Origin of the sequence: Cupriavidus sp. IK-TO18 (assembly GCF_015549295.1) — a bacterium.
Classification (GTDB): domain Bacteria; phylum Pseudomonadota; class Gammaproteobacteria; order Burkholderiales; family Burkholderiaceae; genus Cupriavidus; species Cupriavidus oxalaticus_A.
Genome location: NZ_JADGMP010000045.1, coordinates 12,740 through 25,479, shown reverse-complemented (window position 1 = coordinate 25,479; position 12,740 = coordinate 12,740). Strand labels below are relative to the sequence as shown.

Here is a 12,740-nt window from a genome sequence, read left to right as displayed (position 1 = left end):
CGTCACAAGCGCCAACGAAGGAGAACAAGCACATGAACGCCAACGAAAGCCAATTCATCCAGCGCGGCCAGCGCGAAATCCGCGCCCCGCATGGCACCCAGCTGCACTGCAAGAACTGGCTGATCGAAGCTGCCTACCGCATGATCCAGAACAACCTGGACCCCGACGTGGCCGAGCGCCCGCAGGACCTGGTGGTGTACGGCGGCATCGGCAAGGCCGCGCGCAACTGGGAATGCTTTGACGCCATCCTCGACAGCCTGCGCCGCCTGGGCGAGGACGAATCGCTGCTGGTGCAGTCGGGCAAGCCGGTCGGCGTGTTCCGCACGCACCCCGACGCGCCGCGCGTGCTGATCGCCAACTCCAACCTGGTGCCGCACTGGGCCACCTGGGACAAGTTCAATGAACTGGACCGCGCCGGCCTGATGATGTATGGCCAGATGACCGCGGGCTCGTGGATCTACATCGGCACGCAGGGCATCGTGCAGGGCACGTATGAGACCTTTGTCGAAGCCGGCCGCCAGCACTACGACGGCGACCTGTCGGGCAAGTGGATCCTGACCGCGGGCCTGGGCGGCATGGGCGGCGCGCAGCCGCTGGCCGGCGTGCTGGCGGGTGCCTGCGTGCTGGCGATCGAGTGCCAGGAATCGCGCATCGACTTCCGCATCCGCACGCGCTACCTCGACAAGAAGGCCACCACGCTGGACGAGGCGCTGGCGATGATCGCCGAGGCCACGGCAAAGAAAGAAGCCATCTCGGTCGGCCTGCTCGGCAACGCCGCCGACATCGTGCCGGAACTGGCCAAACGGGCGCAGGCCGGCGGCATGCGTCCGCATATCGTTACCGACCAGACCTCGGCGCACGACCTGGTCAACGGCTACCTGCCGCAAGGCTGGACGGTAGAGCAGTGGGAAGACGCACGCAAGCGCGATCCCAAGTCGGTGGAAGCCGCCGCGCGCCCGTCGATTGTCAAGCACGTGCAGGCCATGCTCGACTTCCAGAAGATGGGCGTGCCGACGGTCGACTACGGCAACAACATCCGCCAGGTGGCGTTCGATGAGGGCGTGCACAATGCCTTCGATTTCCCGGGCTTCGTGCCGGCCTATATCCGCCCGCTGTTCTGCCGCGGCAAGGGCCCGTTCCGCTGGGTCGCGCTGTCGGGCGATCCCGAGGATATCTACAAGACCGACGCCAAGATGAAGGAGCTGTTCCCCGAGGACAAGCACCTGCACCGCTGGCTCGACATGGCGCACGACCGCATCGCCTTCCAGGGCCTGCCGGCGCGTATCTGCTGGGTTGGCCTGGACGAGCGCCACCGCGCCGGCCTGGCCTTCAACGAGATGGTGAAGTCCGGCGAGCTGAAGGCGCCGGTGGTGATCGGCCGCGACCATCTGGACTGCGGCTCGGTGGCGTCGCCCAACCGCGAGACCGAAGCGATGCGCGACGGTTCCGACGCCGTGTCCGACTGGCCGCTGCTGAACGCGCTGCTCAATACCGCCGGCGGCGCCACCTGGGTCAGCCTGCACCATGGAGGTGGCGTGGGCATGGGTTTCTCGCAACACTCCGGCGTGGTGATCGTCTGCGATGGCACCGATGCAGCAGCCAAACGCATCGAGCGCGTGCTGTGGAACGACCCGGCCACCGGCGTGATGCGCCATGCCGATGCGGGATACGACATCGCCATCGCATGCGCGCAGGAAAAGGGCCTGAACCTGCCGATGGTGAAGGGCGTATGAGGACGTTCACGCTCGCGGCCATCGACCCGACGCGCTGGAAGAATGGCGGCGGCAACACGCGCGAGATCGCGGTGTGGCCGCCGGGTGCCGGCATGGATGACTTCGTTTGGCGCCTGAGCGTGGCCGATATCGAAGCCGACGGCCCGTTCTCCGCCTTTCCCGGCATCGATCGGCAGATCGTGCTGCTCGACGGCGCCGGCGTGATGCTGCGCGCCGACGATGGCAGCTTTAACCATCGGATGGTCCAGCCGGGCGCGCCCTTTGCATTCTCGGGCGACACCGGCCTGCAGGCTGCGCTGCTCGATGGCGCCACGCGCGACTTCAACGTGATGACGCGGCGTGGCCGCTGCCGCGCGCGCGTCGACGCCTTTCGCCAGGGGTTTGCCATCAGCACCGGCGCCGATACCGTTTGCCTGCTTGCCGTGTCCGGCACCTGGCTGGCGCAGGACGCGCAGCCGGCCGTAGCGCTGGACGCGGGGCAGGGCGTGCTGTATCCCGCCGGCGAACCCGCTGGCCGGCAAGCCTTCGCGCCAGGCGCCGGCGACGCGCTGTGCCTGTGTGTCACGCTGGAAATGGAGTCCGATCAATGACGCTGCCTTCCGTACCTGGCACCGCCAGTGCAGCCAATGCTGCCAGCGCCGACGGTGTCTGGCACAACTGCCACCTGTTGCCCGACGCCGACCCGGCGCGCGCCATCCGCGATGCCGCGCTCGTGGTCGAGCAAGGCCGCATTGCCTGGCTTGGCGCCGCGGCAGAATTGCCGCAGTCCTACCGCGACCTGCCGCGCCACGACGCCAACGGCGCGTGGATCACGCCGGGACTGGTCGATTGCCACACGCACCTGGTCTACGGCGGCCAGCGCGCCGACGAGTTCGCGATGCGGCTCGCCGGTGCCGGCTATGAAGAAATCGCGCGCGCCGGCGGCGGCATCGTCTCGACCGTGCGCGCCACCCGCGACGCCGACGAAGACACGCTGTTCGCGCAGGCCGCCGCGCGCCTGCAACCGCTGCTCGCCGAAGGCGTGACCGCCATCGAGATCAAGTCCGGCTATGGCCTCAGCCTGGAAGCCGAGCGCAAGCAGCTGCGCGTGGCGCGTCGCCTGGGCGAGCAGTTCGGCGTCGCGGTGCGTACCACCTTCCTCGGCGCGCACGCGCTGCCGCCCGAGTACGCGGGGCGCGCCGACGACTACATCGACCTGGTGTGCGGCAGCATGCTGCCGGCGCTGGCCGAAGAAGGGCTGGTCGACGCCGTCGATGCCTTCTGCGAATCGATCGGCTTCTCGATCGCGCAGACCGAACGCGTTTTCGATGCCGCTGCGCGCCACGGCCTGCGCGTCAAGCTGCACGCCGAGCAGCTCAGCAATCTCGGCGGCGCGGCGCTGGCCGCACGCCATCGCGCGCTGTCGGCGGACCACCTCGAGCATCTCGACGAGGCCGGCGTCGCCGCGATGGCAGATGCGGGCACGGTCGCGGTGCTGCTGCCCGGCGCCTACTATTTCCTGCGCGACACCAACCTGCCGCCGATCACGCTGCTGCGCCAGTACGGCGTGCCGATGGCGATCTCTACCGACCACAATCCCGGCACGTCGCCGGTGACGTCGCTGCTGCTGATGATGAATATGGCCTGCACGCTGTTCCGCCTGACGGTGCCCGAAGCGTTGGCCGGCGTGACGCTGCATGCGGCGCGCGCGCTGGGCGCATCGGATCGCCATGGCAAGCTGGAAGCGGGGCGAGAGGCCGACTTCGTGCTATGGCGCGTCGATTCGCCGGCGGAGCTGGCGTACTGGTTCGGCCGCAATCCTGCTGCCGCGGTCGTGCGGCAAGGGCGCGTATATCCGGCGCAAGCGGGGGCACAGCCATGAGCGCATCGCAGCTGTTCGCAGACTGGGCCCTGCTGCCCGAAGGCTGGGCGCGCGATGTGCTGCTCGCCTGGGACGAGCAGGGCCGCCTGACCACCGTGCAGGCCGGTGCCGCCGCAAATGCCGGCGTGCCGCGCGCCGCGGGCCCGGTGCTGCCGGGCATGCCCAACCTGCATTCGCACGCATTCCAGCGTGGCTTTGCCGGCCTGACCGAATACCGCAGCCGCCCGCAGGGCGACAATCCCGCCGGCGCCGATTCGTTCTGGAGCTGGCGCACGCTGATGTACCGCTTCGCGCAGCGGATCTCGCCCGACACGCTGGAAGCCATCGCCACCCAGCTCTACATCGAGATGCTGCGCGCAGGCTATACCAGCGTGTGCGAGTTCCACTACGTCCACCACGACGCCGACGGCAAGCCCTACGCCGATGCCGCCGAGATGTCGCTGCGGCTGCTGCGCGCGGCGCAGCGCACCGGCATCGGCATGACGCTGCTGCCGGTGCTGTACCAGACCGCCGGCTTCGGCGGCAAGCCGCCGCTCGCCGAACAGCGCCGCTTCCTGCACAACACCGACGCCATGCTGCGCCTGCTGGAGCGGCTGTCGCCCGTGTGCGCGCAGGCCGGCGCGCGTCTCGGCCTGGCGCCGCATTCGCTGCGCGCTGTGCCCGAAGACAGCCTGCTGCATGCGCTGGCGGGGCTGAAGGCGATCGACGCGCAGGCGCCGGTCCATATCCATATCGCCGAGCAGCAGCGCGAAGTCGACGACTGCATCGCGTGGTCCGGCACGCGCCCGGTGACATGGCTGTTCGATCATGTCGACGTCGACGCGCGCTGGTGCCTGGTGCACGCCACGCACATGGACTGGGACGAGCGCCGGCGCCTCGCGCATAGCGGCGCCGTGGCCGGCATCTGCGCGACCACCGAAGCGAACCTCGGCGATGGCGTGTTCGAGGCGGCGCCTTACCTCGCGCAGCACGGCGCGTGGGGTATCGGCTCGGACAGCCATGCCAGCGTCAGCGTGGCCGAGGAACTGCGCCTGTTCGAATACGGCCAGCGGCTGGGCCTGCAGCAGCGCAACGTGCTGGCCTCGGATACCCACCTGCAGGTGGCCGACCGCCTCTATCTGGAAGCCGTGGCGGGCGGCGCACGCGCCAGTGGCCGCGGCGTGGCCGGGCTGGCGCCTGGCCAGCAGGCGGACTTCGTGGTGCTGGACGGTGCGCACCCGACGCTGACCGGCCTCGACGGCGCCCAGGCGCTGGCCACCCACGTGTTTGCGAACCACGGTCATGAGACACTAGCGGAGGTCCGCACCGCCGGCCGCAGCCGCGTGCAGCATGGCGCGCATGCGCTGCAGTCCGAAGCGGCCCGGCAGTTCATCGCCGCCCGCGCCAGCCTGCTGGCCGACTGATACGCGACAAGTACGCGACAAATACGGGCACCGCCCAACGCATTGCAAAGAACATGTCCTTCTCCACCGATACCCCCGCCTTCACCCTGCATCGCGGCACGCGCCCGCTGCTGGTATCGATGCCGCACGTCGGCACGCACCTGCCGGCTTCGGTCTCTCAGCGCCTTACCGCCGAGGCGCGCACCGTGCCCGATACCGACTGGCACCTGGAACGGCTCTACGGCTTTGCCCGCGAGCTGGGCGCCTCGGTGCTGGTCGCCACGCATTCGCGCTATGTGGTCGACCTGAACCGCCCGCCCGACAATGCCAACTTGTATCCCGGCCAGGACACCACCGGCCTGTGCCCGGTCGACACCTTCGACAAGACGGCGCTTTATGCCGATGGCAGCAACGGCCCCGACGACGCGGAAATCGCCGCACGCCGCGACGCGATCTGGCGCCCATACCATGAAGCGCTGGCTGCGGAACTGGCGCGCCTGAAGGCCGAGCACGGCACCGTCGCCCTGTGGGACGCGCATTCGATCCGCTCGTTGCTGCCGCGCTTCTTCGAAGGCAAGCTGCCGGATTTCAACCTCGGCACGGCCAATGGCGAGAGCTGCGACGCGGGGCTCGCGAACCAGCTGCTCGAGCTGGCGAGCGCGGTGCCCGGCCATACCGCGGTGCTCAACGGCCGCTTCAAGGGCGGCTATATCACGCGCCAGTACGGCAAGCCGCAGGATGGCGTGCACGCGGTGCAGCTCGAGCTGTCGCAGTGTGCGTATATGAGCGAGACATACCCGTTCGCCTACGATGAGGCGCGGTCGGCGGCGCTGCAGCCGGCGCTGCAAGGCATGCTGGCCACGGTGCTCGCGTTCGTCGAATCGCGGTAAGGCGCCAGGCGGGGCGCGTCAGGCAGCGCGCTCAGCGCCCGCCAGCCAGGCGATCTTCGATATGCTTGGCGCGCTCCAGCGAGCCGGGGTGCGTGCCGAGCATGCTCGACTTCCCGCCGTCAAGCTGCGACATCTTGCGGAACGCCGACGCCAGCGCCTGCCGGTTGGCGCCGTTCTTGGTCAGCAAGTTGAAGGAGTAGTCGTCCGCAGCGGTTTCCTGGCGCTGCGAGAACTGTGCATTGACGAACGTCTCCGCCAGATCCCCGATCTGTGAGGACGACAGCGCGGTCAGCGAAGCAATGCCGGTAGATCCCAGCAGGCCGCGCGCAGCGGCGGTGGAGTAGGCCACCTGCATCGCCGCCTTGGTATGGCCCAGCGCCACATGGCCGATCTCGTGTCCGACCACGCCGCGCACCTCGTCGTCGCTGAGGAAGTCCATCAGCCCGCTGTACACGCGCACGCATCCATTGGCCATGGCCCATGCGTTGATGTCCTTGGTCACGTAGACCTTGGCATTGAGCGGCAGCCCGGTATTGCCAAGCCCGTTCATCACATTCGCGAGCCGCCTGGCGTAGGTGCTGTCGGGCGGGGCAATGGTGTTCTTCTGGTCCATTTCCGCGCACGACTGGTCGGACAGCGTCTTGACGTTGGTGTCCGACAGCGTGGCGGCGGTGAACAGGCTGCCGCCTGCCTGGGTCAGGTTTTCCACATTTGCGCCGGCGCAGCCGGCGAGCAGGGCGGCGCAGGCGAGGGCGGGTAGGGTCGGTCGGTTCATGGTGGCTCCTGTTGACGGGATGGCAATGCCATAGGATAGGAAGCCAGGCGCAGGGGCACCAGTGGGCGCTGTCCGACACCTTTCAAGGCTTTAGCCGAAAGGAGTCGCGGGTATAAGTGACGTGATTGGCTGGTGATGCAGAGCTAATTTCGTACGTACAAAAACACTGTTGTCTGACAAGCTCGTCAAGCGAGGGCGCGGCCGTCCGCGCGGTACCACGAAGACAGCCACCACGGTGCGACTCGATGACGATGTCCTGGAAGCCCTGAAGGCGAGCGGGCCACGTTGGCAAACACGGCTCAACGTATTGGTTCGCGATTGGCTGAAAACGCACAAGCTCGACGAAATCGAGGTTTGAGCATGAGCCCCGGGCCGCCCATCATGTGGACGACTGATTGCTTTGGAGGGAAATGTGGTGCCCGGGGTCGGACTCGAACCGACACGCCTTGCGGCGGGGGATTTTGAGTCCCCTGCGTCTACCTGTTTCACCACCCGGGCAGGTGTGACGGCATCGGAACCGATGCCGGGCTGAGCCGGCGATTATGCCGCAATTCCCCCCGGCCGACAACCGGCCGCCGTGGCGATGGTAATGGCCCCGATAACTTGTGCATCGCGATTGCGGTTAGCATCGCCGTCACCGCGTGCATCACCGACGCCGCGCCAAACCAGTCCCGACCCCGCACCCACCGACCGCCATGACCGACCAAGCCTCGCTGGCGAGCCTCGCCAGCCTGCCCTCGCAGGACCCCGTCTTCTACGACCGCGAATACAACAACCGAGCCAATGTGCCGGACAACCCGGCGCATATGGCGCGCTGGGGTGAATGGTCGGCGCGGGTGCGCGAGCGCGGTGGCTTTATCGCGGACCTGGGCTATGCCGATGCAGGCTCGCGGCATCCGCAGGATCAGACGCTGGACTATTTCCCGGCGACGGCGCCAGCGGATGACGGCGCGGCGCCGCCGCTGCTGGTGTTCGTCCACGGCGGCTACTACCGCGCGCTCGACAAGCGCGACCACAGTTTCGTCGCCAGCGTGCTGCCGGCGCTCGGCGTGTCGGTGGCCGTGGTCAATTATTCGCTGGTGCCGTCGGTGACGGTGCCCGACATCGTGCGGCAGGTGCTGCGCAGCGTGGCGTGGCTGTACCGGCAATCCGGCGTGCTGGGACATGACCCGCAACGGCTGTTCGCCGCCGGGCATTCCGTCGGCGGCCACCTGGTGGCGATGCTGATGGCGGCACGCTGGCCGCAATTGGCGCCAGACCTGCCCGCGGACCTGGTCCGGGGCGGGCTCTCGGTCAGCGGGCTGTACGACATGGAGCCGCTGCGCCGCGCCGCGTTCCTGCAATGCGACCTGCGGCTATCGGAAGACGATGTGACGCGGTTGTCGCCGGCGTACATGGCGCCAGCCACCGCCGCGCCGCTGGCGCTCGCCGTGGGCGAGCTGGAAGCGGCCGAATACCACCGCCAGCATGCGCTGATGCGGGCGGCGTGGCCCGCCAATGTCGGCAGTCCGGCAGCGAGCGATCTCGTGCTGCCGGGCTGCCATCACTTCAATGTGCTCGACGGCTTCAATGATGCCGACAGCGCGCTGGTACGCGCCGTCCTGCGCCTGACAGGCACCTGAGCGGGCACCTGAGCGGCCCTCAGCCCTCCAGCACGCGCAGCAGCGACGAGGTATCGTCCTTGCCCCAGCCGTTGGCCATCAGCGTGCGCAGCTGCGCCGAGGTGGCCTGCATCGCCGGCAGGTCCAGGCCGATTTCCTCGGCGATAGCGCGCGCCAGCCCGAAGTCCTTGTCGTGCAGCCGCGCCTCGATGCCGGCGGCGAAATTGCGCGACACCATCTTGGGCCCCATCAGGTCGAGCATGCGGCTGCCCGCCATGCCCGTCGACATGGCCTGCAGCACGCGGCCGGTATCGACGTTCTGCGCCGAGGCAAAGCGCATGGCTTCGGCGATGCCTTCGATATTGACCACCTGCGCGATCTGGTTGCACAGCTTGGCGACCTGGCCGGCGCCGTTGTCGCCGATATGCGTGATGGTCGTGCCCAGCAGCTCCAGCAGCGGCAGCACGCGTTCCAGAACGTCGAGCTTGCCGCCGACCATGATGGTCAGCTTGCCGGACGCGGCGGCCATGGTGCCGCCGGAGACCGGGCAGTCGAGCGCCTCGAGGCCGCGCTCGGCCAGTGCCGCGGCGATCTCGCGCGTGACCACCGGCGAGATGGTGCTGTGGTCGACGCATACCGTGCCGGGGGCCGCGCCGTGGATCACGCCTTGCTCGCCCAGCAGCACTTCGCGCACGTCTTCGGACGAGGTCACGTTGGTGAAGACGACGCTGGCGCCGCGCGCGGCCTCGGCGGGCGTGAAGAACGGCTCCGCACCCATGGCGCGCGCCGCTTCGGCGGCCTCGGCGCGGCGCACGAAGGCGCGCACGGTGTGGCCGGCGGCCAGCAGGTGGCGGACCATGTGCGAGCCCATGGCGCCCAGGCCGATGAAGGCAACGGTGGCGGAAGGAGTGGAAGTGGTGGTCATGATGCGATGCTTCCTTTCAGAAGGCCGGGTTCGGCGGGCGCTGGGCTACTTGTCGCCCGCATAGGCGAACTTGCCGTTGCGGATCACCCCCATCACGCGCGAACGCTGGTCGAAGCCCTGGTGGTCCTTCGCGTTCAGGTTCAGCACGCCGTTGGGGATGGTGAGATTGGTGGTGGATTCGAGCGCGTCGCGCATGGCGGCGCGGAATTCGCGCGTGCCGGGCTGGGCGCCGGTCCTGAGCGCGCGGCGCGCGGCATCGTCCAGCAGCAGCCACGCGCCCCAGGCGTCGCCGGCAAACTGCGTCACGCTGTCGGCGCCGTACTTGCCCTCGTAGCGGTTGACGAAGTCCAGCGCGACCTTGCGCACGGGGTGGTTCTCGGGCAGCTGGCGCGCGACCACGACCGGGCCGGTCGGGAACAGCGTGCCTTCCACGTCCTTGCCGCCCATGCGCAGGAATTCCCAGGTGGCGATGCCGTGGGTCTGGTAGACCTTGCCCTTGTAGCCGCGCTCGCCCAGCGTCTTCTGCGGCAGTACCGAGGGCGTGCCGGCGCCGGCGATCAGCACGGCGTCGGGGTTTGCCGCCATCAGCTTGAGCACCTGGCCGGTCACCGAAGTATCGTTGCGCGAGAAGCGCTCGTTGGCGACGACCTTGATCTTGCGCACTTCGGCCAGCCTGGAGAACTCGCGCCACCAGCTTTCGCCATAGGCATCGGCAAAGCCGATGAAGCCGACCGTCCTGATGCCGTGGTTGCTCATGTACTCCGTCAGCACGGTCGCCATGTGCGAGTCGTTCTGCGGCATCTTGAAGGCCCAGCGGCGCTTGGCGTCGGTCTGCGGCTCGACGATCGACGCCGACGCGGCCAGCGCCACCATCGGCGTCTCGCCCTCGGACACGGCGTCGAGCGCGGCCAGCGCAGTCGGCGTGATATTGGGGCCGACGATCACGTCGACCTTTTCCTCGGAAATCAGCTTGCGCACATTGCGCACCGCCGCGGCCGGGTCGGAGCCGTCGTCCAGGATCACGTAGTGCGCCTTCAGGCCGCCCAGCGTCTGCGGCCACATCAGCACGGTGTTCTTGGAGGGGATGCCGATCGAGGCCGCCGGTCCGGTGGTGGACACGTCGATGCCGACGCGGATATCGGCCAGCGCGGCGGCGCTGGCGCCAAGCAGGGTGGAAAGTACGATGGCGGGCAGCAGGCGGGGCAACTTCGGCATTTGTCTCCTCCAGTCTTATTTGTGACGGGAAGGATAGCCGAACTCCGCCTGCAAGGGCACGCGCGTCAGCGCACGCCCAGGCGCCACAGCGAAGTCACCTCGGCCGAGCGCGCCGCATGCAGCGGATCGCTGGGGTCCGCGGCGCGCGGATGACGCGGGTGGATATCGGAGCGGCCCAGCACCTTCAGCCCGGCGGCCTCGATCCAGCCTTCGAGCTGCTCGCGCGGGCGCAGGCCCAGGTGCTCCGCCAGGTCGGATAGCAAGAGCCAGCCTTCGCCGCCGGGTTCCAGGTGGGCGGCCAGCCCATCGAGGAAGCCGTGCAGCATGGCGCTGTCCGGATCGTAGACGGCGCGCTCGACCGGCGAGCTGGGCCGGGCCGGCACCCACGGCGGGTTGCACACCACCAGCGGCGCACGGCCTTCCGGGAACAGGTCGGCCTGCACGATCTCGACGGCGCCGGCATAGCCGAGCTGGCCGATGTTCTCGCGTGCGCAGGCCAGCGCACGCGGGTCCTGGTCGGTGGCGACGACGCGCTGCACGCCGCGCCGGGCCAGCACCGCGGCCAGCACGCCGGTGCCGGTGCCGATGTCGAAGGCCAGCGTTTTCGACGGCAGCGGCTCGGCGGCGACCAGGTCGACATACTCGCCTCGCACCGGCGAGAACACGCCGTACCAGGGATGGATGCGGTCTTCCAGCGCCGGGATTTCCACGCCTTTCCTGCGCCATTCATAGGCGCCGATCATGCCCAGCAGCTCTCGCAGCGACGCCACATAGGGCTCGCCCGCCGGACCGTAGACCTGCTCGCAAGCTTCGCGGACATCGGGCGCGCGGCGCAGCGGCACGCTGTGGTCGGCCTCGAACGGCAGCAGCAGCATGCCCAGCGTGCGGGCGCGCTGCGACTGCGCCAGCCGGTGCAGGTGGAACGCCTCGGTGGCGGAGCCGGGCGCGCCCTTGGCCTTCTGGCCTGGCCGGCTGGCCTTCTTGGGCTTGCGCTCGGTGCGCCGCGCCATGGCGTTGAGCAGCTGGCGCGCGTTCTGGAAGTCGCCGCGCCACAGCAGGGCAGTGCCCTCGCAGGCTAGCCGGTAGGCGGTGTCGGCGCTGGTGGTGTCGTCGGCGACCACCACGCGGCGCGGCGGCGGGTTGCCGGCCTCGGAGCGCCAGGCGGCGCTGCGCTCGGTGCCGTCCTCGGTCCAGTGGATGCGGGGCAGTTCGCTGGTGGCTTCGCTCATGGGTTCGCTCATGGGTTTGCTCACAGCGCCTCCGGCCGGCGCGGCGTGACGGATTGGGAATGCATATTGGGTTCTGCTTCTTATATAGAGAGAGGCGGCGGGCTGCCGCGCTCAGAGTTCGTAGGCTTCGTGCTCGCCCGACATGGCCTGTTCGACCAGCTTGCGGTTCAGCGTCGGCGAGAACAGCTCGATAAAGGTGTAGACAAAGCTGCGCAGGTAGGCCCCCTGCTTGACCGCCAGGTGCGTCACATTGCTGCCGAACAGGTGCCCGGCCGAAATCCCGCGCAGGTTTCGGTCGCGCTCGGCATCATAGGCCACGCCGGCGACGATGCCCACGCCCAGGCCGATCTCCACGTAGGTCTTGATCACGTCGGCGTCGATCGCCTCGAGCACGATGTCCGGCTTCAGGTGGCGCAGCTCGAAGGCCTTGTCGATCTTGGGCCGGCCGGCAAAGTTGGGATCGTAGGTGATCAGCGGGTAGCCCATCAGGTCTTCCAGCGCCAGGTGCTTCTTGTCCAGCAGCGGATGATCGGGTGGCGTAATCACCATATGTGTCCACTGGTAACCCGGCAGCGACACCAGGTTCTTGTCGTCGGTGATGCCTTCCGTGGCGATCCCGATATCGGCCTGGTCATGCAGCAGCATGTCGGCGATCTGCGCCGGGTTGCCCTGCTGGATCGACAGCCGCACCTTGGGGTAGCGCTTGGTGAACTCGCCGATCACCCGCGGCAGCGCGTAGCGCGCCTGGGTATGGGTGGTGGCAATGGTGAAGTTGCCCTGGTCCTGCGCAGCATAGTCCATGCCGACCCGCTTCAGGCTCTCGACCTCCTGCAGGATCTTCTCGACCGAGGTCAGGATCCGCCGCCCGGGCTCGGTCAGGCTGCGGATGCGCTTGCCATGGCGCGTGAAGATATCGACACCCAGCTCTTCTTCCAGCTCGATGATGGCCTTGGACACGCCGGGTTGTGACGTATAGAGCGCTTTAGCGGCTTCGGTCAGGTTGTAGTTCTGCCGGACGGCCTCGCGCACGAAGCGAAACTGGTGCAGGTTCATATAACTCGGGTCGTATAAACAAACAACTTCTTATTAGTTTGAGGTATGAGGCCAGTTTATTACGATTCTCGAACTT

11 protein-coding genes, 1 tRNA gene and 1 pseudogene are annotated in these 12,740 nt (G+C 68.2%); 7 read left to right on the top strand and 6 right to left on the bottom strand.

Features of this window, described 5'->3' with window-relative positions; translation table 11 throughout:
• The first annotated feature begins 32 nt into the window (after positions 1-32).
• From hutU to hutG, 5 genes are read left to right on the top strand one after another with little or no spacing between them, the layout of a single operon-like run.
• Positions 33-1,733: a urocanate hydratase gene (gene hutU / locus IPF36_RS30745; protein WP_133092201.1), complete on the top strand. Its 1,701-nt coding sequence runs from the start codon at positions 33-35 to the stop codon at positions 1,731-1,733.
• Positions 1,730-2,323 carry a HutD family protein gene (locus tag IPF36_RS30740; RefSeq protein WP_195431910.1) on the top strand — a complete coding sequence of 198 codons (594 nt, stop codon included), beginning with the start codon at positions 1,730-1,732 and terminating at the stop codon, positions 2,321-2,323. The genes hutU and IPF36_RS30740 overlap by 4 nt, the downstream gene beginning before the upstream one ends.
• Positions 2,320-3,594, top strand: a complete 1,275-nt coding sequence (gene hutI, locus IPF36_RS30735; RefSeq protein WP_195431908.1) for an imidazolonepropionase — start codon at positions 2,320-2,322, stop codon at positions 3,592-3,594. Before IPF36_RS30740 ends, hutI begins: the two co-directional genes overlap by 4 nt.
• A complete protein-coding gene (locus IPF36_RS30730) occupies positions 3,591-4,997 on the top strand; it encodes a formimidoylglutamate deiminase (RefSeq protein WP_135705859.1) in 1,407 nt (468 codons plus the stop codon). Before hutI ends, IPF36_RS30730 begins: the two co-directional genes overlap by 4 nt.
• Before the next feature lie 53 nt (positions 4,998-5,050).
• Positions 5,051-5,866: an N-formylglutamate deformylase gene (gene hutG / locus IPF36_RS30725; RefSeq protein ID WP_133092197.1), complete on the top strand. Its 816-nt coding sequence runs from the start codon at positions 5,051-5,053 to the stop codon at positions 5,864-5,866.
• Between the two features lie 31 nt (positions 5,867-5,897).
• On the opposite strand, the gene IPF36_RS30720 is transcribed toward hutG, so the two are convergent.
• A complete protein-coding gene (locus tag IPF36_RS30720) occupies positions 5,898-6,641 on the bottom strand; it encodes a M48 family metallopeptidase (RefSeq protein ID WP_195431907.1) in 744 nt (247 codons plus the stop codon).
• A gap of 169 nt (positions 6,642-6,810) precedes the next feature.
• On the opposite strand from IPF36_RS30720, the pseudogene IPF36_RS30715 reads away from it, so the two are divergent.
• Positions 6,811-6,999, top strand: a pseudogene (locus IPF36_RS30715) (BrnA antitoxin family protein); the annotation flags it as partial.
• Between the two features lie 55 nt (positions 7,000-7,054).
• Here the strand turns inward: IPF36_RS30715 and IPF36_RS30710 are convergent.
• Positions 7,055-7,139: transfer RNA gene (locus IPF36_RS30710), tRNA-Leu, on the bottom strand.
• Between the two features lie 197 nt (positions 7,140-7,336).
• Here IPF36_RS30710 and IPF36_RS30705 point away from each other — a divergent pair.
• Positions 7,337-8,263 carry an alpha/beta hydrolase gene (locus IPF36_RS30705; protein ID WP_135705858.1) on the top strand — a complete coding sequence of 309 codons (927 nt, stop codon included), beginning with the start codon at positions 7,337-7,339 and terminating at the stop codon, positions 8,261-8,263.
• Between the two features lie 19 nt (positions 8,264-8,282).
• On the opposite strand, the gene IPF36_RS30700 is transcribed toward IPF36_RS30705, so the two are convergent.
• The 4 genes from IPF36_RS30700 to IPF36_RS30685 form a co-directional block, all read right to left on the bottom strand.
• On the bottom strand, positions 8,283-9,167 hold the full coding sequence (locus tag IPF36_RS30700) for an NAD(P)-dependent oxidoreductase (RefSeq protein WP_195431904.1): 885 nt from the start codon (positions 9,165-9,167) through the stop codon (positions 8,283-8,285).
• Between the two features lie 45 nt (positions 9,168-9,212).
• Positions 9,213-10,382, bottom strand: coding sequence for an ABC transporter substrate-binding protein (locus IPF36_RS30695; RefSeq protein WP_195431903.1), 1,170 nt, complete (start codon positions 10,380-10,382; stop codon positions 9,213-9,215).
• 65 nt (positions 10,383-10,447) lie between these two features.
• On the bottom strand, positions 10,448-11,611 hold the full coding sequence (locus IPF36_RS30690) for a class I SAM-dependent methyltransferase (protein WP_195431902.1): 1,164 nt from the start codon (positions 11,609-11,611) through the stop codon (positions 10,448-10,450).
• A 111-nt stretch (positions 11,612-11,722) separates the two neighbouring features.
• Positions 11,723-12,664, bottom strand: coding sequence for a CysB family HTH-type transcriptional regulator (locus IPF36_RS30685; protein WP_135705854.1), 942 nt, complete (start codon positions 12,662-12,664; stop codon positions 11,723-11,725).
• Between the last annotated feature and the right edge of the window lie 76 nt (positions 12,665-12,740).

Bases quoted from the DNA above. Each gene is read 5' to 3' on its own strand.
- hutI (WP_195431908.1), top strand. From the start codon at position 2,320: ATGACGCTGCCTTCCGTACCTGGCACCGCCAGTGCAGCCAATGCTGCC.
- IPF36_RS30730 (WP_135705859.1), top strand. From the start codon at position 3,591: ATGAGCGCATCGCAGCTGTTCGCAGACTGGGCCCTGCTGCCCGAAGGC.
- hutU (WP_133092201.1), top strand. From the start codon at position 33: ATGAACGCCAACGAAAGCCAATTCATCCAGCGCGGCCAGCGCGAAATC.
- IPF36_RS30690 (WP_195431902.1), bottom strand. From the start codon at position 11,611: ATGAGCGAAGCCACCAGCGAACTGCCCCGCATCCACTGGACCGAGGAC.
- IPF36_RS30685 (WP_135705854.1), bottom strand. From the start codon at position 12,664: ATGAACCTGCACCAGTTTCGCTTCGTGCGCGAGGCCGTCCGGCAGAAC.
- IPF36_RS30705 (WP_135705858.1), top strand. From the start codon at position 7,337: ATGACCGACCAAGCCTCGCTGGCGAGCCTCGCCAGCCTGCCCTCGCAG.
- IPF36_RS30740 (WP_195431910.1), top strand. From the start codon at position 1,730: ATGAGGACGTTCACGCTCGCGGCCATCGACCCGACGCGCTGGAAGAAT.
- IPF36_RS30700 (WP_195431904.1), bottom strand. From the start codon at position 9,167: ATGACCACCACTTCCACTCCTTCCGCCACCGTTGCCTTCATCGGCCTG.
- IPF36_RS30695 (WP_195431903.1), bottom strand. From the start codon at position 10,382: ATGCCGAAGTTGCCCCGCCTGCTGCCCGCCATCGTACTTTCCACCCTG.
- IPF36_RS30720 (WP_195431907.1), bottom strand. From the start codon at position 6,641: ATGAACCGACCGACCCTACCCGCCCTCGCCTGCGCCGCCCTGCTCGCC.
- hutG (WP_133092197.1), top strand. From the start codon at position 5,051: ATGTCCTTCTCCACCGATACCCCCGCCTTCACCCTGCATCGCGGCACG.